Origin of the sequence: Novosphingobium endophyticum, assembly GCF_014640675.1 — a bacterium.
Lineage (GTDB): Bacteria > Pseudomonadota > Alphaproteobacteria > Sphingomonadales > Sphingomonadaceae > Novosphingobium > Novosphingobium endophyticum.
Map to the genome: position 1 here is coordinate 1 of NZ_BMHK01000031.1, position 19,259 is coordinate 19,259.

Sequence of the window (19,259 nt, forward strand, 5' to 3'; positions counted from 1 at the left end):
GGAGAAACGGTAAAGGCTATTCCAGTGCGCATGCCCTCCCATCGCATAGGCGCCTCGGCCTGGGAATCCCTTTCAGGACTCTTCCGTTAGGCGGAAACCACTAGGATAGCGACGAGCTGCCCTGCATGCACGACGGTTGTAACCACTTTGCTCAATTGTGCCGTGCCCGACCGCCGCGCAGGGTCATTGCCAAGATGCTGAAAAGATGGGTGCGTGACTATGCTTCAACCGGCTTTCTACATTCCGCATGGCGGCGGACCTTGCTTCTTCATGGAGGATCCCAACGGCATCTGGGCCGGAATGGCGGCATTTCTGCGCAACCTTCAGTCACGATTGCCCGAGCGGCCTAGCGCGATTCTCATTGTCTCCGGTCACTGGGAAACGCCGGGCTGCTTCACATTCGGTGGGAGCCCCCGTCCGGAACTGGTGTATGACTACTATGGCTTTCCGAACCACACATATCGCTTGGGCTATGACGTCCGGGGTGATCCCGAGCTTGCGAAAAGGGCTGCCCGGCTTCTGCATAAAGCGGGCTTGCCCGCCGAAGTCGATCCGGAACGGGGGCTTGATCATGGGGCATTTGTTCCGCTGAAGGTCGCGTTTCCCGACGCCGACGTGCCCGTAGTTGAAATGGCGCTTGAACAGAGCCTCGATCCAGAGCTTCATCTCGCCGCAGGTCGCGCGCTGGCCCCGCTTCGAGAGGAAGGAGTGCTGATCCTCGCCTCAGGCATGAGCTTTCATAACTTGCGTGGATTTAGCGACGCGCGTTTCGCCGCTCCGTCGAGAAACTTCGACCGCTGGCTGGCGGAAAGCGTCGCACTTGAGCCGGCATTGCGTAGTCAGCGCCTTCGCATGTGGTCGGCAGCGCCCAGCGCGCGCTTATCCCACCCTCGAGAAGAGCACCTGTTGCCAATTCACGTCGCCGCGGGCGCAGCTGAAGGGATCGGGGAATGTGTCTATCACGAGAAAATAATGAAGACGGTGATATCCGGGTTCATGTTTTCCTGAGCCACTATGGCATCCACGGCACCGCCGAGCCATCTGCAACAGGCCATGCCGGTGTCGTGGGTAAGGATGTAGCGGTATATGCGGATCATCCGCGGATGGCCGAAATCTTGGCGTCGATCCATGCAGCGGCTTCCTTATCCTCGCCGATGTCGCAGACGAATTCCTGGCCGCGGGAGACGAGTTGTAGGGCGCCCGGTTCTGTCCAGCGCCATGGTTTGGCGTGATAGCTGAGTCCCTTGCCCTCCAGCCAATGCGGGACGAGCCAGTGGGATAGCGGGCCGCCGGGGCGGGTCATGCGTAAGGATACATGGGCGTTACGCGCGGCGGCACCTTCACCGCGGTAAATGGTGTCGTTGGTGACGCGGCGGTCGAGCAGGTGGGGATGGCGCAGGGCGACGAGCTTGGTGCGCTCGGCGGCGGACATGGTGGCGACGGGAGTGGCCGAGTGGACTTTCAGGTAGCCGTAGATGCGGTGGTGGCGCTCGCCGGTGGCGGGGTCAGTGAACAGGCCGAAGAACAGAAACACGTCACCGGGGCCGATGCCGTGGCGGGCCAGGTGCGATTGCGCCGCGCCGCATTGGCCAAGGATGCACTCGCCCTGATGGAACACCGGATCGTGGTGGCACAGGGCATCGCCGGCGATGCGGCCGCGAGTGATCCGTTCGACGATGGGGCCGAGGCCGAGATCGGCATAAGTGGTTGTTGAGCTGCCTGAGGCGGGGATTGGCATGGAGACCGGGCGGTCGTCGATGATCGGTGACGGGCACTTCCCGGCGGCAGAATCGAAGCCCTTGCGACTCAGGATTAACTTCATCGAAGGCAAGCCCCCTGGTGGGTCAGGCAATGACGGACGGCCGGTTTCGATCATCATGCCGTTCCCGTCAAACGACAGCAATGTCGGCGGATTTCGCCGCGCTGGCCGGCCAACTGGCCGCCCTCAAAGGTCGCTTCCTAATGTCGCTCAACGATAATGATGGCGTCCGCGAGACTTTCGGCGCCTTCAATATCGCGACGATCGAAAGGACCTATGGCGTTGGCAAGAAGCCCAAGGCAGTAAGTCAAGTCGTGATCAGCAATTTTGCTCTGCCCGCCAACGATAACTAATTGAGAATACAAATGGGCGCCGCACTGCGGCGCCCATTTATCGTTCGGCCTCCGACGATCAGATGCACTGCCGCTCAATAGGGAAGGCCATAAGACGAATAGATAGTGCTTCCCCAAGAGCGATCCCAAGTTGGTTCCTGATCGCGCGCATAGGAAGGCGTCTGTCCGATCCGCTCTTTTTCGATGTTGATGACGTATCCGCCGAGGTCCGTGTCGTACTCAAGCGCATCCCAAGGCACGGGACGGTATTCCTCTCCCATTCCCAGAATGCCTCCGCAGGTCATCACGGCATATTCTACGTGGCCGTTCCGCTTTCCCACCATGAAGTGATGAATGTGACCGACCTTGTCCCCATCGTGTGAATATACGGCAGTGCCGTCCACCTTTTCGGACGAGATCAAGTTTGTGGTTTCGTCAGTTTCCGATCTGTTCGCGTCGTAACTGTCATCATAGCGTCCCATCTGATTTCTCCAGCTTGCTGCCTGCCGAACGTTCGCGGTGCGGATGCCCCATCGAAGCTGGCAGTTCCGTCGATGAAACCGCAAAGCAGAGCGGACGGTTCCCGACCGTTAACCCTCACGGGCCACGCCGGCGTATTTGGTCAGCCGCCCGTCCTGATGTAGCCCTGCGAAACGATCACGAGTGTGCGCCATTGTCGGTCCCATGGCGCAATCTCAGGACCACGAGCAGTTGACCGGCGACGTGCTGCGGCTCGGCACCATCGCGTCCGTCGATCACGCCAACGCCACCTGTACCATCGAAAGCGGCGATATAGTCACCGGCGAACTGAAGAGACCGCCAGACGAGGGCTTGTATCAGCAATGTCGGTTACGAACCTCATGCTGATCCGCAACTGGGTGTCGGAAGATCGGCGCCGTGCGATCGACGCGATCATCAGAGCGGCGCGAGCTGTCGGGTCCGCGCCGGAAAAGCGCCCCGCAATTCAGGTCAGGGAACTTCTAATATCCGAGCGTGATGGAGCGGGAGCCCAAAGCATATTCGCATCGATCAAGCAGGGCAGAAAGAACGCGCTGGTATCGATTTTGATCAAACAGGGCCATGGTGTGCGGGACGCCTGGGTAGCGAGCTCGCTACCCAGGCCCGAGATCGAAGACATGCTTGACCATATTGCGTCCGAGATGTCGGTCCATGAAACGACGGCCGAGGACACGGCCTTGATCCTGAGCAGCGCCCTGGCGGACGGCCCGGCTAGCTCGCCACCCCCCTTTGGCCTCGCTCAGGCTATCACGCTGATCGGGCTCTCGGATGTCGCGCCCAAGTTTGTATCGATGGATGATCTCATTGCCTCGATGCTCGCGGACGCCGACGCTGCGGAAACCTATGTCAAGACGGTGAAGAGGGCAGTGCGCGCCTCCGGCCGGTGGCTGGCGACCAACCCTCAGCTCGATTCCTGGTTCGAGGATGGCGACAACGTCACTGCAGCGATCAAAGGCAAGCGCAAGATCGAAGACCGGATTGCCGCGATTATTGAGAACGTGCTGGAACCGAAGCGGGCCTATTGGGCCAGCGTCATCGCTTGGAGTGCATTTGCGCAGCGAGGTGACGGCCACGGTTCGGACTGGATCGAAATGGCGCTCGTCGCTCGTGAGATGGCTTCGGAACGACCTCTGAGCGAGATTCCACTAGCGCGCTTCATCGCCGTGCAAACGGAGGAGGCGGCCCGGACCTGATCAGCGAACCAACTGGGCGCCGGATGTGCAATGCGGAGTGCGCGTCCAGCACCTGAATGTATGGCAAGTTTTGACGGAAGCAATTCAGGCTGGGAACGACCGGAATGGCGGCGGAAGACGCTGCCCGATCAGCGTTTTTTCTTGGCTGTGGTCGCCCTGAAATCGGGGTCTTTGTTCGCTACCCAAGCGACAAATTTGCTGACCGTGGGATTGGCCAGAAGTCCCTCCACATCCATACCATGTCGCTGCAGTTCGGAATTGGTGAAATTCGCGATCAGCGTTTGCTGGCAAATGGGATGCATGGGCACAACATCGCGTCCGCCTCGGCTCTTGGGCACGGGATGGTGCCAAACAACGGTCTTGCCAGTGGGTCGACCACAGAGCCAGCACGATACCACCGTTGCCGGAGCGTCGTCGTCGCGATCCAGGTCGATATAGGGATCACGTTTTGAATGTTTGCGGGCCATGCGTCTGCCTAAATTACGTAAATCTGTGCTGCCCGCCTAATAGCGGGTGCGGTCAGCATTACCACGTCAACTTCGCCCATCTGCGCGCAGTCCAGCTCGCGCGCACCGGACCTTCAGTCGTCATCAATCGCGCGAATGATCCGCGGCGGATTTCCTCCCACGATGGTAAGTGCATGCGGTTGAGCATGCCGATCAAGTAGCGGTGGGGAATTGCGTCGCATACTCCAACGTCCGCGAAATCCTCAGATTTCCTGCAAATCAAAGATGCTATTCCCGGCAACCTCGCCGTGGCCGGCCAGTGGTGAACGTAAGGCAGCTTCCGACCCGCCGATTCGAGGCTGGCTGCGACAGCTCTGTCGGCGAAAACGACAAGGCCTGCTAGGCCATCGCTATCCCGCAGCACAAGGAACCGAAGGGCAGACCGGAGACTGAGCGATCCGCAATCTAAGCTCTTCCTCCGTAACAATCTCGATGGCACAACCAGCTTGCTGAAGCTCAACCGCGCGCCGGTATGCAGGACTGGCGTGGAAGTACCTGCCGAACGGCTGATCGGCAGAGATGACGAGAATGGTAGAGGTCGTCCCTACCGACGCTACGACCCGGGCTCCTGCGGCGGCGAGCCATTGGCCCAGAGCGCCATCGCGAGGCGCGCCCAGGAGAGCAATCCGATGTCCCTTGAGTGGACCTTCCTTGGCCGGCGTTGGAGCTTTTCCCCCTCGCGGGTTGGTTGGCTTGAGCCAGTCCGCCAAAGCGATGCCGGTATGATCGATAGCCTTGACGATCACCATCCCTGCGGCACGCGCATCGCTCAGAGCGTCATGGTGTTTATGCCGAAGACCCAGATAGCGGCTCAGCACGTTCAGCCGATGGCTGGGAAGATCAGGCCATGCCCGTTTGGCGACACGGACGCTATCGAGCCAAGTCGTCTCGATCGGCTGCTGAAAGTGAACCCGGCACGCCGCCGCGAGGGCGCCTTTGTCGAAGAAGGAATGGGCGACCGTGACGCGGCCTGACAAGTGTTCATCTACAATTGCGTGAACATGAGCGAAGGTCGGCTTACCCGTGACGTGATCCGAGTTGATGCCGTGGATTCTCGTGTTGAATGGCGAGAAGTCGTCGCACGGATCCAGAAGCGTATCGTAGGCGAAGATCTCTGACCCGTTTCGGAACCCGACGATACCAATCTGACAGATGCTGCTGACGCGAGAACAGGCTGTCTCAACGTCCACAACGACGAAATCGAGATCCGTATCGCTGCTTGGCGCCGCGAGCGAGCCGTTCTGGACATGTGACCTGACATACATCGGGAGGGACATATCATGCCCATCCAACGACGGCTATCGGGTAGCAAAGTTGCAATCGCTGAGCATGCCTAAGTCGGCGACGAGCACGGCTTCCTCCCATGGCTCGTGCAACAGCTCCCAATTGACAGGGCGACGGTTGGGGGGAGCTGCTGGCGTCCTAGCGTCGCCATCTCGTGAATTCCTGACCACACACCTGTTCCCGTTTCCGCTACACCATCCGCAAAATCTCACCGCAGTCCGACTGGCACTCCTTTACACAGACGTGTCCATTGGGGCATGGTCGCCACATGCGGAAGAAAGCCTCATTCTTCCCCAAGGAAGAGTTTGATCGTCGCCTTGCAACCTTGCGCGCGCGCATGGCCGAGCTTGGGCTCGATGGCTTATTGGTGTCGGCCCCGGAGAATATCTACTATCTTACCGGCCTTGATCATCAGGGCTATTTTGCCTTTCAGCTCCTGATCGTTCCGCTCGAAGACGAGCCGGTATTGATAACCCGCGCAATGGAACGCGCCACTGTGCGCGATCAGGTACCCTGGGTGAGGCATGAGGGCTATTCAGACGGGATAGAACCGCTGCCGGCGCCCAGCGACCGCAGCCAGGATATTGTCCTCTCGCACGATCATGGAGGCGAAGCCGGCCTGCGTCCGTGGGAGATGAGCTACGGCGTTCCGGTAAAGGGGCCGGTAGCCGATTCAGCCACCATCCCGGTGACAAAGACGCTTCAGGCCATACATGATTTAAGTCTGTCGAACGCCAGACTGGGTGTTGAAACGACGAGTACGTTCTTCCCTTATTCAATTGCCGACGGCATCATAAAGGAACTGCCGCAGGCGACAATTCGGAATGCCAGCGATCTGGTCAATGATTGCCGCATCATTCAATCTTCTATGGAAATAGAATGTACGCGGCAGGCGGCGCAGCTGAGCGATACCATGATGCTGGCTGCGATTGCGGCTGCCGGACCCGGCGTGTCGGAACATGAGGTCATGGCGGCGGTCTATGATGCAATGTTCCGCAGGGGTGGCACCTACCCGGGATTCATTCCACTGGTTCGTTCAACCCGTACTCTTGACCATGAGCATGGCACCTGGACAGATGGCAGGCTGAAGCCGCGGGACCTCCTGTTTGTCGAGCTGGCCGGCTGCATACGCCGCTACCATGCGCCGATGGGGCGCTTGATCTTCATTGGCAAGACGCCCTCACGCGCGGACAGCATACAGCGCGTTTGCGAGGAAGCGATGATGAAGGCAGCCGAGACCATCGGCCCCGGCGTCAGCGCCGGTGAGGTCTATCAGGCCTGGCAAGATGCCGTGGACCGCGCCGGACTGGCCGGCTATACGCGCCATCATTGCGGTTACGCGGTGGGCATCGGTTTTCCGCCCAGCTGGTCGGGCGGTGGCACGCCGCGCGGACTGCGTCGAGGCTCGGACATGCAGCTGCAGAGCGGAATGGTTTTCCATCTCATGTCCTGGCTGTTGCGCAGCGGCCGAGGGGATTCCTTCTTGTCCGATACCATCCTCGTCACGGATCAAGGGTGCGAGTTTCTCACCAACGCCTCGCGTGCCGTCACCGTCCGTTAAGCACCTCACGAGCGGCAAGCAGAAACGCTTCGACATCGGCCTCCTGTGTATCCCAGGCGGTCATGATCCGGCCGATGGAGCGCTGCTCGTCCCAGCAATGAAATGGGTGCCTTGCCTGCAACGCAGTCATCCGGCCGGCAGGCATTTGCGCGAAGACCACATTGGTTTCGACCGGCTGAGCCAGCGAAACATCAGGTAGGCTGGCCAGGCCGGCGGCAAGCATTTTCGCCATGGCGTTGGCATGGGAGGCAAGACCAAACCATAGCCGGTCCGTCAGCAGCGCGTCGAACTGGGCCGCCAGAAAGCGCATCTTGGACGCCAATTGCGCGGCCTGCTTGCGGAAGAAGGCGGCAGCGGCCGTGCGCTCGGAATCGAACAGCAGCACCGCCTCGCCAGCCAAAAGGCCATTTTTGGTGCCACCGAATGTCAGAACATCAATGCCGGTGGCGGCGCCGAGTGCCTCCAAGGGCAAGTCCAGCGCGGCAGCTGCATTGGCAAGCCTCGCGCCGTCCACATGCAGGACCATGCCATGATTATGGGCCAGCTCCGCCAGCTCGGTCAATTCTTCCGGCGTGTAGACGGTGCCCCACTCTGTCGGCTGCGCCACTGAGATAACGCGCGGCTGCACATGATGGACGACGCCAAAGCCGCGCAAGTAAGGCTGCACGGCCTGCGGCGTCAGCTTGCCGTCCTTCGTTGGCACCGGGATCAGCTTGGCGCCCAGAAATCTTTCGGGTGCACCGCATTCGTCCAGCCATATATGGGCGCTCGCCGCGCAGATCACCGCCTGATAGGAATCGACGAATGGCCGCAAGCCGACAAGGTTGGCGCCGGTGCCACCAAAGACCAGCAGCGCTTCGGCAGCGCCGCCGAATTCCTCGCGCAGACGTGCCGTGATGGCTTTGGTCCACGGGTCGTTGCCATAGGCCAGGGCATGACCATGATTGGCGCGCTCCAGGGCTTGCATAACCGCGGGATGGACGCCCGCGGCATTGTCACTGGCGAAGCTTCGCCCGACCGGCGCCGGTTCATCGTACATGGAAGGCCACCGTTTGCAGATTGCTCATGAAGTCCAGCACATGACGACCGCCCAGCCTGCCGACGCCGCTGCCAGTGCCGGACATTCCGCCGAATGCGACATGCGGCTCCCAGAAATTCGAATTGTCATTGATCACGACAATGCCGGTGCGCAGCCACTCAGCCCAATGCCAGGCTTGGTCGATATTTTCCGTGAACACGGAGGAAACCAATCCCAGATTGCTTGCCTCCACCAAGTTCTGAGCTTCATCCTCCGTTTCAAAGGACCGGATGGGCGCAATGGGACCAAATGTTTCCTCCGTGTTGACCAGACTGTCGGCTGAAATGCCCGAAAGGACGGTCGGTTCGTGGAAAAAACCGGGACGCTTTGGACGTTTTCCGCCGGAAATCAGGGTCGCTCCCCGCGCAATGGCGTCCGCGACGTGCTCTTCCATCTTTGCAACCACCCCAGGGTTATTCTGCGGCCCCATGGTTGTGGCCTCATCCCAGGGATCGCCGGGCACCCAGTTTTTGGCCTGCTCGGCCATGGCCTGTACGAACGGGGCTTCGATGCTCTTGGCTACCAGAACCCTTTCGGCCGCCGAACAAACCTGTCCCGCGGCGAAGAAGCAAGCCGGCGCAATCGCGGCGGCGGCCTTTTCGGGATCCGCGTCGGGCAGTACGATGGTGGGCCCGTTACCGCCCAACTCCAGCAAGCGAGGTTTGAGCCCACATCGCGTGCTGATCAGCCGACCGGTCGCCGAGCTGCCGGTCATGGCTATCGCATGCGTGCCCGGGTTTATGACCAACTCGTCGCCGACCTCATCGCCAGGACCAATGACCAGATTGACGACACCTGCCGGCAATCCGGCCTCGGCCATCCAGCCCATCAGGGTGGCGGCTGTTGCTGCTGCGGTGGGCGCTGGCGTCCAGACAACGGTGTTACCCTGAACGATTGCATAGGGAATATATTCGCTTGGTATCATCGCCGGGAAATTCCAGGGGGTAATCACGGCGACGGTCCCGTGCGGACGATGGAACGAGAGCAGCCGCTTTTTGGGATCGCGCGCCAGCGAGGTAGCACCCTCCTGGTAACGCGCCATTTCAGCCGCCTGGCGGAAGAATATTGCTACAAAATCGCACGCCTCGATTACGGCTTCGCTGCGCCGCGGCTTCCCAAGTTCGGTGGCCAGGATATCGGCTAGTGCGTCTACACGCTCTTCAAGCAGGCTGGCTATCCTGATCAGCAGGTCGGCACGCTCGAACAGCGGTACGTCAGCCCAGCGCGGAGCTGCCTTGTTCGCAGCGGCAATCGCGCGCCGGGCATCCTCGCGGCCTCCCCAGGCGACAGTTGCAAACGGCTTCCCGGTGGCCGGATTGATGGCTGCACGGCTTGCGCCGGACGATGCCTCGCACCGAACACCGTCGATGAACATCTGAAAATCGCTCATGCTCCTCCCCTTGGCCAGAGGTTGGGTTGCCGGAATGTTTCGCAGCTGAAAGCGTCGGCAGTGTGGCCTTTGCTGCCAACACGATGCTTGCATGAGTTGTTCGTGGCATCGGATGGAAGCGCAGGTCAACCTGCATGTCGCCGGTTCATTCAACGGCCGATCTCTCCCAAGAGCAAGACGTCAACGAGCGACTGCTTTGGGGAGCGCTGATTTGGCTGGCCAGTGACCGCAATGCTCGCATCCTTAGCCTGCAGGAATGCCAATAGAGATGATTTCAATGGCATCTTCGACGTTTGCGAAGTCCAGCTTCACTCCAGGTTCGGCGTCCATTAGCCCCCGACTGAGTGGTGCGGAAAAGGAGAGCGGGCCGGTAGCCGGATCCGCCTCGTCATCACCAACGATGGTGATGGTGCGCTGACCGCCGTTCATTTGGAAGGTCACGGTGGAGCCAAAGGTGACGCGGGAGCCATCAGCCTTTTCCGTCAGCTGCGCGGTCGCGCAGGCCGTCTCCCGCGCGGGCATCAGGCGCCGCTCGCTGCACGCCACAGGCGATCATAGTCATGGGGCCAAGCGGGTGCGGCAAGTCTGCCTTGGCCAGGGCGCTAGCCGCGCAGTGCGATTGGCGGTTCATCGAAGGCGACGATCACCATCTCCCGCGGAACATCGCGAAAATGGCGCAAGGAACCCCTCTGAACGACGAGGATAGGCAGCCATTCTTCGACAGCATCGGCCCTGCGATCCAGGACGGGGCCCTGCCCGCAGCGGTAAGCTGTTCCGCGCTGCGCCGCGCCCATCGCGATCAGTTGCGGCGCAATGCGCCCGACATCCTGTTTGTGTGGATAGACGTTCCCCCGCAGGAACTGTGGCGACGGGTGCAGGATCGGGCGGATCATTTCATGCCCGTCTCGCTTCTTCGCGACCAGCTCGCCACGTTAGAACCGCCGACGCCGCCGGAAAGGTTCGTCAAGATCGACGGCATGTTGCTGCCTGCAGACCAGCTGGAGGACGTCCTACACCATCTCCGCAGCTTCCGCCGGAACCCGCAGGCGGCTCCCCGAAGAAGCGCCTGAGCCCAGCCGGGCGCCCGAGGCGACTGGAGGCCTCAAGCAGTGCAGCGGGAACTTGTCCGCCTTCCGGGTTGTTGGTCGGGCGGAGGAAGCGCATGATTGGCAAGACGACCTGGGCTATCGCAGAAGGATATATTCCGTCCGGTAGCACCGATCCTGGCGACCCCGCCCTGGTGTCGCATGAGACGGTCTGCATCCTGAACGCCGCCGATGTCGATGCCGACATCGAGATCACACTATTTTTCGCCGATCGCGAGCCGGCGGGGCCATATCGCCTTACGGTCGCGGCACGGCGCACCCGGCACATGCGCTTCAACGATCTTTCCGATCCCGAGCCGGTGCCTAGGGATACCGATTATGCGTCGGTGATCCACTCCACTCAGCCGGTCGTGGTCCAACATACCCGCCTCGACAGTCGGCGCCCGGAAATCGCGCTGATGTCGACCATGGCTTACGCGCATGGCTGAGGTAGTGGTCGTTACCGGAGGGACAGCCGGCGTCGGCCGCGCAACGGTTCGCGAATTCGCCCGGGCTGGCGCCGACGTGGCGATCCTTGCGCGGGATCAGGGGCGCATCGATGCCACGGTCGCCGAAGTACAGGCGGCTGGCGCGCGCGCGCTGAGCATTTTCGTCGACGTGGCGGATGGGGCGGCGGTCGAGGCGGCAGCTGAGCGGATCGAACAAGAGCTCGGAGCGGTCGACATCTGGGTGAACAATGCCTTCGCTGGGATATTTTCGAGCTTCATGGACATGAGCGAGGCGGAATACCGCCGGGTCACCGACGTCTCCTATTTCGGCCAAGTCCACGGTACGCGAGCAGCGCTCAAGCGCATGCTTCCACGCGACCGGGGAACGATTGTCCTCGTCGGGTCGACCTTGGCCTATCGCGGCATCCCCCTCCAGTCCGCCTATTGCGGCGCGAAACATGCCCTCCAAGGGCTTCTGGATTCAATCCGTCCGGAACTCGAATACAGGGACAGCAAGGTCCATGTAACGATGGTCCAGCTCCCCGCGCTCAACACGCCCCAGTTCGATTGGGCCCGCGCGCACATCCGCCCCAAGCCGCGGTCTGTGGGCCGGATCTATCAGCCCGAGGTCGCCGCGCGCGCGATCCGGTTCGCGGCTCATGCGCGGCGCAAGGAAGTCTGGGTCGGCTATACGACCGTTCAGGCCATCCGCGGCGATCAGCTCGCTTCTTCCCTGGTGGACGAATACCTCGCAGCGACCGGCGTGGAAGGGCAATCGTCGGGAGTACCGATCGAGGCGGATCGCCAGGACAACCTGTTCGATCCTGTCCCGGGCGACTTCGCCGCCCACGGCCGGTTCGACGACCGAGCGCACGAGACCAGCTGGCAAATGGGACTCAACCGGCACCGCGCCGCCGTCGCGGACGGATTTGCCGCAGGTACTCTGGCGGCTGGGATGGACTGGCTCCTGAGACGCCGTCGGGGTTAGCGCCCTGGCAACAGGTCCTCTCGGTAGAAAACGGTCTGGCTTATCCGCACATCCGCGAACCGGTCACAAACTGACCAGAGGAAGGAATGGGCAAGCGGCCAATCCTGGAGAAGCAAATTGTCAAAGTGGTGGCACGACGCAGCGATCTATCAGATCTACCCTCGCTCGTTTCAGGACACGACCGGCGACGGCGTCGGCGACCTGACTGGCATCCGGCAGCGGCTCGGTTACTTGCGGGATCTCGGCGTCGGCGCGGTGTGGCTGTCTCCGATCTTCCAGTCGCCAATGTCGGATTTCGGCTATGACATCTCGGACTACTGCGCCATCGACCCACTATTCGGGCGAATGGAGGATTTCGACGCGCTGCTCGCCGATGCCCACGACCAGGGCTTCAAGCTGCTGCTCGACTTTGTGCCCAATCACACTTCCGACCAGCACCGCTGGTTCCAGGAAAGCAGGTCAAACCGGTCAAATTCCAAGCGCCACTGGTACATCTGGCGCGAACCCGCATCCGACGGCGGTCCGCCGAACAACTGGGTCAGCAACTTCGGCGGTTCCGCGTGGGAGTTCGACGAGGAGACCGAGCAGTACTATTATCACGCATTTCTCCAAGAGCAGCCGGACCTCAACTGGCGCAATCCGGAAGTCCGCGCAGCGATGTCCGACACCTTGCGCTTCTGGCTCGACAAGGGCGTCGACGGCTTCCGGGTCGATGTCATCTGGCATCTGATCAAGGATGAGCAGTTCCGCGACAATCCGCCCAATCCCGCGTGGGAGCCAGGCCAACCGGAGATCGACCGGTTCCTGCAAGTCCACTCGGCCGACCAGCCGCACGTCCGCGAGGTCATCGCCGAGTTGCGCGACGTTATCGAGGAGTACGAGAACCGACTGCTGATTGGCGAGATATACCTCCCGGTCGATCGGCTGGTTGCCTATTACGGCGGGAGCAACGACGGCGTGCATCTGCCGTTCAATTTCCAGCTGATCCATGCTCCATGGAGAGCCGAGCGGCTCGGCGAATTGATCGACGAGTACGAGCGCGCGCTTCCAGCCGGGGGCTGGCCGAACTGGGTCCTGTCGAACCACGACCAACTGCGCATAGCAGCACGCATCGGCCCCGCGCAGGCGCGGGTAGCAGCAATGCTACTACTCACCCTGAGGGGAACCCCGACGCTCTACTACGGCGACGAACTTGGCATCGACGACGTCACGATCCCGCAGGACCGGATCCGCGACCCCTGGGCCAAGAACGAACCCGACGCCAGCTTCAACCGCGACCGGGCGCGGACCCCGATGCAGTGGACCGCCGCGCCCCATGCCGGCTTCAGCAGTGGCGAACCGTGGCTGCCGCTCACCGATGACGCCGCTGAACGCAACGTCGCGTGTCAGGGTGATCAGCCGCATTCGATTCTGTCGCTGCACCGCGCGCTGCTGAAAGTTCGGGGAGCAGTCGCTGCGCTGCGGACCGGAAATTACGCGAGACTTGGCGTGAGCGGTCCGGTGCTGTCCTACCGACGCGGCGAGAACATTGCGATTGCGCTCAACTTGTCGGACGTCGCGGCGCCGCTCGACTTGCCCCAGCGGTTTGCCCGAGGAGAGGTTTTGCTACGTGCGGCTTGCGCCACCTCCGGCGGGGCGGTTCCGGACGAAATCGGACCGAACGAAGGCCTGATCATCCGCGCCCGCTAAAGCGGGGCAGCACCTCGCGCCCGAAAATGGTAACCGACGCGCAGGCTACCGGTCCTTCCGCGCCAGGCCTTCGCTCGGGTCCCCCACCCTGAACCAGCGGTAGCCGCAAGGTTCGAGGACCATAGTGTAGCCGTCATCGTCGGTGGGCTCGTCCCGCTCGTAGGACAACAGGCTAACGAGCGGGCTTCCTGCCCCTGAGCCGTCGCCCAGATCCAGCACGACCTCGCGCGGTTCCTCGGCGAAATTGTGCACGATCACGATGCAGGCCCCCTTCCAGCGGAATCGCATGGCCAGGATTTCGGGATTGGTATTCAGAATGTCGAACTCGCCGTAGCCGATCTCGGGCAGTTCCTTGCGCAGCCGGATCACCCGCTCGGTCCAGTTCAGCAGCGATTCCGGGTCCCGGCGCTGGTCGGCGACGTTGATCTGACGAAATCCGTACGGCCCATCCTCGATCAGCGGCACCATCGATGTCTCTGCCGTGGTGAAGCCCGCGTGGCGATCGTCGTTCCACTGCATCGGCGTGCGGATCGCACCCCGGCCTGCGATGCTCAGATCTTCGCCCATGCCAATCTCCTCCCCATAACGAAGCATCGGCGTGCCCGGCAGGCTCAAGAGCACGCTGTTGGCCAGCTCGATCTTACGCCGGTCGCCGTTGAGCATGGGGGCCAGCCGCCGCCGAATGCCTCGATCGAAGACGCGCATGCTATCGTCGGGAGCCATGCGTTCGAACACTTTCGCCTGCTGCTCCTCGCTCAGGCGGCTGAGATCGAGCTCGTCGTGGTTGCGAAGAAAATGGCACCATTGTGTGCCTGGTGGATTGACCCGGGAGTCCTCCAAACCCTGCTTGAGCGGTTCGGCGTCGCCCGTCGCGAGCGCATAAAAGATGCGCGGATTGACGTGAAAGTCGAACATCATGTGCAGCCGTTCCCCGGACGCGCCGAAATAGTTGGCGGCATGTTCTGGCGGAACGTTGGCCTCGGCCAACAGGACGCTATCGCCACGGCGAAACTGAGAAAACCGGCGCATGTCGCGCAGAAACTCGAATTCCATCTCGTGAGTATCGGCTTCGTGTTCATCGGTTGCGATGATGAACGGTGCGGCATCCAAGCGAAAACCCGAGACGCCGAGCTTGATCCAGAAGCCGATGACCTTGAGGATCTCTGCCTGGACCTCTGGATTCGCCATGTTGAGGTCAGGCTGAAACTTAAAGAATCGGTGGAAGTACCAGGCCTTGGCCTTCTTGTCGTAATCCCACAGGGCGTCCTGCAAACCAGGGAACACCATGCCTTGATGGCGGTTGGGCGGCTCCTTGTCGGACCAGATATACCAGTCTCGCCTCGGGCTATCGGGGCTCGATCGACTCTCCTGGAACCACGGGTGCTGGTTCGACGTGTGATTAAACACCAAATCCATCAGCACGCGAATGCCGCGCTGCTCGCATTCGTGAGTGAACTCGGCGAAGTCTCCCAGCGTGCCGAACCGTGGGTCGACGCCGTAGTAGTCGGCAATATCATAGCCGTGATCCTTGCGCGGGGAAGGTTGGAACGGCATCAACCACACCGCGCCCGCTCCTATCCCCTCAAGATAATCCAGCCTTCGGATCAGACCGCGAAAGTCGCCGATCCCGTCACCATTCCCATCCATGAAGGATTCAACGTTGAGGCAATAGATGAGCGCCTCTTTGTACCAAAGAGATTGTACCATTCATAGGTAACGGGGCGGTCTCCTCCGTGTTCCGACGGATAGGCGACTCCTTACACGAAAACGCCTGCTGGCCGGTCGATAGATCTCGGCGTGGCAGCCGAGCTCCATCTAGATTCGCAGCCAAGTGTCGCAGCGGAGCACCGGTGCGCTGGTCAGAGGCTGCCCCGCCACGGGCTGCACTATACGCTTCGCGGGCGCCCCGGCGAGCCCAAAGGACATTCAAGTGCGGCTCGGTCCCAGCCGCCGTTATCGGCAGCGGCCGCATAAGTGGTAGAGAGGAAATCCAGAAGCAGCGCGTCGGGATTGGTAGCCCCGCACACCGCTGCATAAGGCAGGACGAATTCACCGAGCGTCTCGTCGAAAGCGGCTTCCTCGGGCACCTTTGCGGTATGGAACCCTGGCGGTTCGGGATAGGCGTAGGAATAGAATGCCGCCTGCGGGTAAGCGTCGGAGCCAGGCCAGAATCCGGCGCTGCTCACCTCATGTGAATAGGCCTCGCGCGTGACCCGGTCGGGCAGCCTGGGAACGCCGCCCGGATGAAGAGGTGCACCTCGCCCGGAAAAGCGCGTGACGGCAAGGTCAAAGCTCCCCCAAAAGAAATGGACCGGGCTGACTTTGCCAAGGAAGCCCGTCTGGAACAGGCGGAATACGCGATCGACTTGCACGAGTACCTGCCAGAACCGGTTCACCGCTCCCGCGTCATAGCTCGCATGGACGTCATCCTCATCGAAGGCGATCGGATCGGGGACCTCGTTGGGCATCAGATTGATATGCACGGGCACATCGAGCGCAGCCATTGCCGCCATAACCTCGCCATAGAACGACGCCACCGTCATCGGCTTCAGCTCGATAGTGTGCACCGTGCCGGAGTTCCTGCGACTGACTAGCAGGTGGTCGACGAAGTCGAACTCGATGTCGAACGTTGCCGACCGGGCGGAAATGGCTGAAGTCCCTAAACCGCGCGCGGTAATGTACAAAGGCACATGCCAGCCGTGGTTGCGCCAGGGCGTCAGTGATAGCCGGATCTTGCCGATAATCTGCGTCCAGAGCTGAAGCGTCAGCGCCGTATCTTGCCAGGCTGGGTATTCGAGATCGGGCCAAGCTTCCTTTGCAATTGCCATTGCCATTGTCGTCCCCTGGTGAGCTGCCGGGAAGCATACACGATGTGGATGGCCGCCGCACCAAACTGCTCTGCTACGCCCGCTCACCGCCTCGACCCAGTTCTCCTTGATCTGCTTTGTGCAGGCGAAGTCCGCTGTCCGGTTGTGGTCGAGAGAGCCCGAAGGCGCTGTCAGACGTAATGCACCGGTCGTTAATGTCCGCGGTTTAGCGCCGCTCCCGGACTGGCGGACACGATCGATGCCTTGCTCAAGGCCCGCGCCACACTGCACGAGCAATTTCACCGCCTCGATGGCATTGTCACGAGGCGGGCGCGGCAGGACGAGCGAGCGCAGTTGCTGATGACTGTACCTGGCGTTGGTGCGCTGATCTCGCTGACTTTCGTGTCGGCCATCGATGATCCTGCGAGGTTCCGCTCATCTCGAACGGTTGGCGCGCATCTTGGCCTGACGCAGCGCAAGTACCAGTCAGGCGAGACCGATGTCACCGGGCGCATTTCCAAATGCGGGGATCAGGAGGTGCGCACAGCCCTCTACGAGGCGGCCTGCTTGAAATAGCCAATCTCGGCAAGCTGGGCCAATCCATCCGCGTCATTCGCATCGGTTCTGTTGGGGGCCATGTCGAGCGCCTTGGCCGCATGTCGCGCGTCAATGCAAATCACTGGTAGCTCCTCGGCTTTCGGCGCATGCCAGAACCAGACCGAGAGCGGACCAGTCTCGATGACGATCCGTTCGACTGCGGGCGCACGCTTGCGCACGAGTTGGGCAATGATCTTGGGATCGGAGGCGCATTTGCCCCGCGATATTCGCTTGCCCTCGCACCGGATCGAGACCGCAGTCTCTTTCATCGACACATCGAGTCCGATGTATTCTGCCACGACTGTTCCTCCATGGATGCTTGGGCCCGGTGTCCATCGTGAGCCCGTATCTTCATCCTATCGGGGAACAGTCACCTCCCACCACATCCACGATGCTTCAGGGCGACTCGCTCCCACGATTACCCCCATGTTTCGGGCGCAGGCAGCCTCGCAGGCGAGCGCGGAACGGGAGCGCGGCACAGCCGTTATTGTTGGCATGAGGCAGGAGGAGCTTATGTATCCGCCAACTGGCGTTTACTGGATCGAAACTGCGTCGCCCGCCGCGTTTCCGCGCTTGGCCGGTGACATCTCGGTCGATGTGGCGGTTATCGGCGGCGGATTGGTTGGCGCTATCGCCGCACGGCTGATCAAGGACCAGGGTCTGCGGGTGGCGTTGGTGGAAGCAAGAAGTGTTGGCCAGGAGGTTACCGGCAAGTCGACCGCAAAGATCACATCCCAGCACAATCTGGTCTACACCCGTCTTAGGAACAGGTTCGGCATGGATGGCGCTCGTTCCTATGCCGAGGCAAACGAGGCCGGCTTGCGGAAAATACTCGCCCTGGCGGCAGATCACCAGCTCGCCGCAGACATCGAAATCAAGGCCGCTTATACTTACACGCTCCTTGAGGAACATGTGGGCTCGATTGAAGAGGAGGTGCAGCTCGCGCGCGAATTGGGCCTCCCGGCCACTCTCGCGATGGAAACGGGGCTGCCGTTTGCGGCTCGCGCGGCAATGCGATGGATCGATCAAGCCCAGTTCCATCCGGTAAAGTTCGTCGCTGGACTGGCCGCCACGCTTCCCGGCGAAGGCAGCCATGTCTTTGAACAGTCCCGGGTGCTTGACTGGGACAGCAGCCGCGTCGTTACAGCCAAAGGCGCAATAAAGGCCGGCCACGTGGTAATGGCCACGCAGCTACCGCTCGGCCAGACCGGGGCGTATTACGCGCGGAATTACCCGCACATGCATCCGGTAATCGCCGGGCAAGCCGATCCCGGGCGTGTTCCCGAGGGGATGTACATAAGCGTCGAGCAGCCACGGCATTCCCTTCGCAGCCACCGCACGGCTGACGGCCGCCCCTTCCTCATATTCACTGGTCCTTCCTACAAGCCGGGCCATGCGGACGAGGCACGGAAAGCCTTTGCGGAAATCGAGGGTTTCGCACGCGACCACTTCGGCGTACAGGCGTCGTACCGCTGGACCAATGAAGACTATACGCCCATGGACGGCCGTCCGTTCATCGGATGGTCGTCGCGCCAGGACGGACTGCTGGTCGCGACGGGATTCGACGCCTGGGGCATTTCCAACGGCGCTGCTGCGGCAATGATCATCTGCGATCTGCTGACCGGGCGCGAGAACCCGTGGGCAGACTTCTTCGATGCCAGACGGCTCGATGTCGCGCATGGCGCAAAACAGTTCGTGAAGGGCAACGCCGCTGTGGCGGCGGAGCTTGTCGGAGGCCATCTCGCGAGCACACCCAGGGATGCGGAGGCGCTTAGCCCCGGAGAGGGTGCGGTCCTGAAGATCAATGGCGAGAAGATGGCCGTTTTCCGCGACGAAACCGGTCAACTCCATAGCCTTGCGGCGGCCTGCTCGCACTTGGGATGCCTGTTGGGATGGAACGAGTTCGATCGGACCTGGGATTGCCCGTGCCATGGGTCGCGCTTCGGACTGGACGGCGAAGTGATTCATGGCCCGGCAACGGAGCCGCTCAAAACAGGAGTGACCGGCTAGGCGCGGCCCCGC

At 61.4% G+C, this 19,259-nt stretch carries 19 protein-coding genes and 2 pseudogenes; 10 read left to right on the plus strand and 11 right to left on the minus strand.

The window, feature by feature from the left end; all coding sequences use genetic code 11:
* Positions 1 to 219 precede the first annotated feature (219 nt).
* Positions 220 to 1,008 carry a DODA-type extradiol aromatic ring-opening family dioxygenase gene (locus IEX32_RS16625; protein WP_188772702.1) on the plus strand — a complete coding sequence of 263 codons (789 nt, stop codon included), beginning with the start codon at positions 220 to 222 and terminating at the stop codon, positions 1,006 to 1,008.
* Positions 1,009 to 1,093: 85 nt separating this feature from the next.
* Here the strand turns inward: IEX32_RS16625 and IEX32_RS16630 are convergent, their stop codons facing one another.
* A complete protein-coding gene (locus tag IEX32_RS16630) occupies positions 1,094 to 1,879 on the minus strand; it encodes an Nmad3 family putative nucleotide modification protein (protein ID WP_229736435.1) in 786 nt (261 codons plus the stop codon).
* Positions 1,880 to 1,902: 23 nt separating this feature from the next.
* Here IEX32_RS16630 and IEX32_RS16635 point away from each other — a divergent pair, with 23 nt between their 5' ends.
* Positions 1,903 to 2,112 carry a hypothetical protein gene (locus tag IEX32_RS16635; protein ID WP_188772671.1) on the plus strand — a complete coding sequence of 70 codons (210 nt, stop codon included), beginning with the start codon at positions 1,903 to 1,905 and terminating at the stop codon, positions 2,110 to 2,112.
* 74 nt (positions 2,113 to 2,186) lie between these two features.
* Here IEX32_RS16635 and IEX32_RS16640 read toward each other — a convergent pair whose 3' ends face one another.
* Both IEX32_RS16640 and IEX32_RS16645 read right to left on the minus strand, forming a co-directional pair.
* On the minus strand, positions 2,187 to 2,573 hold the full coding sequence (locus IEX32_RS16640) for a PRC-barrel domain-containing protein (RefSeq protein WP_188772672.1): 387 nt from the start codon (positions 2,571 to 2,573) through the stop codon (positions 2,187 to 2,189).
* Between the two features lie 175 nt (positions 2,574 to 2,748).
* A complete protein-coding gene (locus IEX32_RS16645) occupies positions 2,749 to 2,934 on the minus strand; it encodes a hypothetical protein (RefSeq protein ID WP_188772709.1) in 186 nt (61 codons plus the stop codon).
* Between IEX32_RS16645 and IEX32_RS16650 the strand changes: the two genes are divergently transcribed.
* Complete coding sequence (locus IEX32_RS16650) at positions 2,934 to 3,803, plus strand: Y4lR C-terminal helical domain-containing protein (RefSeq protein ID WP_229736436.1); 870 nt, start codon at positions 2,934 to 2,936, stop codon at positions 3,801 to 3,803. The two genes, IEX32_RS16645 and IEX32_RS16650, sit on opposite strands and share 1 nt — an antisense overlap.
* A gap of 128 nt (positions 3,804 to 3,931) precedes the next feature.
* On the opposite strand, the gene IEX32_RS16655 is transcribed toward IEX32_RS16650, so the two are convergent.
* Both IEX32_RS16655 and IEX32_RS16660 read right to left on the minus strand, forming a co-directional pair.
* The gene (locus IEX32_RS16655) at positions 3,932 to 4,270 is read right to left on the minus strand and encodes a hypothetical protein (protein WP_188772673.1); all 339 of its coding nucleotides are present in this window, start codon (positions 4,268 to 4,270) and stop codon (positions 3,932 to 3,934) included.
* Positions 4,271 to 4,659: 389 nt separating this feature from the next.
* Complete coding sequence (locus IEX32_RS16660) at positions 4,660 to 5,586, minus strand: exonuclease domain-containing protein (protein WP_229736437.1); 927 nt, start codon at positions 5,584 to 5,586, stop codon at positions 4,660 to 4,662.
* Positions 5,587 to 5,861: 275 nt separating this feature from the next.
* On the opposite strand from IEX32_RS16660, the gene IEX32_RS16665 reads away from it, so the two are divergent.
* Positions 5,862 to 7,154, plus strand: a complete 1,293-nt coding sequence (locus IEX32_RS16665) for a M24 family metallopeptidase (protein ID WP_188772674.1) — start codon at positions 5,862 to 5,864, stop codon at positions 7,152 to 7,154.
* Here the strand turns inward: IEX32_RS16665 and IEX32_RS16670 are convergent.
* From IEX32_RS16670 to IEX32_RS16680, 3 genes are all read right to left on the minus strand, one after another.
* On the minus strand, positions 7,141 to 8,193 hold the full coding sequence (locus IEX32_RS16670; protein ID WP_188772675.1) for a threonine aldolase family protein: 1,053 nt from the start codon (positions 8,191 to 8,193) through the stop codon (positions 7,141 to 7,143). The genes IEX32_RS16665 and IEX32_RS16670 overlap by 14 nt on opposite strands.
* Positions 8,183 to 9,622 carry an aldehyde dehydrogenase family protein gene (locus IEX32_RS16675; RefSeq protein ID WP_229736438.1) on the minus strand — a complete coding sequence of 480 codons (1,440 nt, stop codon included), beginning with the start codon at positions 9,620 to 9,622 and terminating at the stop codon, positions 8,183 to 8,185. The genes IEX32_RS16670 and IEX32_RS16675 overlap by 11 nt, the downstream gene beginning before the upstream one ends.
* Positions 9,623 to 9,865: 243 nt before the next feature.
* Complete coding sequence (locus tag IEX32_RS16680) at positions 9,866 to 10,144, minus strand: GreA/GreB family elongation factor (RefSeq protein ID WP_188772676.1); 279 nt, start codon at positions 10,142 to 10,144, stop codon at positions 9,866 to 9,868.
* A gap of 38 nt (positions 10,145 to 10,182) precedes the next feature.
* Here IEX32_RS16680 and IEX32_RS16685 point away from each other — a divergent pair, with 38 nt between their 5' ends.
* From IEX32_RS16685 to IEX32_RS16700, 4 genes are all read left to right on the plus strand, one after another.
* Complete coding sequence (locus tag IEX32_RS16685; RefSeq protein WP_188772677.1) at positions 10,183 to 10,692, plus strand: gluconokinase; 510 nt, start codon at positions 10,183 to 10,185, stop codon at positions 10,690 to 10,692.
* Between the two features lie 92 nt (positions 10,693 to 10,784).
* Positions 10,785 to 11,156 (plus strand): sensory rhodopsin transducer, encoded by a 372-nt coding sequence (locus IEX32_RS16690; RefSeq protein WP_188772678.1) that lies wholly within the window; start codon positions 10,785 to 10,787, stop codon positions 11,154 to 11,156.
* Positions 11,149 to 12,144, plus strand: a complete 996-nt coding sequence (locus tag IEX32_RS16695) for an SDR family oxidoreductase (protein WP_188772679.1) — start codon at positions 11,149 to 11,151, stop codon at positions 12,142 to 12,144. The genes IEX32_RS16690 and IEX32_RS16695 overlap by 8 nt, the downstream gene beginning before the upstream one ends.
* Before the next feature lie 117 nt (positions 12,145 to 12,261).
* Positions 12,262 to 13,833, plus strand: a complete 1,572-nt coding sequence (locus tag IEX32_RS16700; protein WP_188772680.1) for an alpha-amylase family glycosyl hydrolase — start codon at positions 12,262 to 12,264, stop codon at positions 13,831 to 13,833.
* A gap of 45 nt (positions 13,834 to 13,878) precedes the next feature.
* Here the strand turns inward: IEX32_RS16700 and IEX32_RS16705 are convergent, their stop codons facing one another.
* Both IEX32_RS16705 and IEX32_RS16710 read right to left on the minus strand, forming a co-directional pair.
* On the minus strand, positions 13,879 to 15,480 hold the full coding sequence (locus IEX32_RS16705; protein ID WP_229736439.1) for an alpha-amylase family protein: 1,602 nt from the start codon (positions 15,478 to 15,480) through the stop codon (positions 13,879 to 13,881).
* Positions 15,481 to 15,719: 239 nt separating this feature from the next.
* The gene (locus IEX32_RS16710; RefSeq protein ID WP_229736440.1) at positions 15,720 to 16,667 is read right to left on the minus strand and encodes a DUF5996 family protein; all 948 of its coding nucleotides are present in this window, start codon (positions 16,665 to 16,667) and stop codon (positions 15,720 to 15,722) included.
* 327 nt (positions 16,668 to 16,994) lie between these two features.
* Here IEX32_RS16710 and IEX32_RS16715 point away from each other — a divergent pair.
* A pseudogene (locus IEX32_RS16715) lies at positions 16,995 to 17,204 on the plus strand (transposase); the annotation flags it as partial.
* On the opposite strand, the pseudogene IEX32_RS16720 reads toward IEX32_RS16715, so the two are convergent.
* Positions 17,204 to 17,536: pseudogene (locus IEX32_RS16720) on the minus strand (IS110 family transposase); the annotation flags it as partial. The pseudogenes IEX32_RS16715 and IEX32_RS16720 overlap by 1 nt on opposite strands.
* 127 nt (positions 17,537 to 17,663) lie before the next feature.
* On the opposite strand from IEX32_RS16720, the gene IEX32_RS16725 reads away from it, so the two are divergent.
* Positions 17,664 to 19,247 carry an FAD-dependent oxidoreductase gene (locus tag IEX32_RS16725; protein ID WP_229736441.1) on the plus strand — a complete coding sequence of 528 codons (1,584 nt, stop codon included), beginning with the start codon at positions 17,664 to 17,666 and terminating at the stop codon, positions 19,245 to 19,247.
* Positions 19,248 to 19,259: the final 12 nt, after the last annotated feature.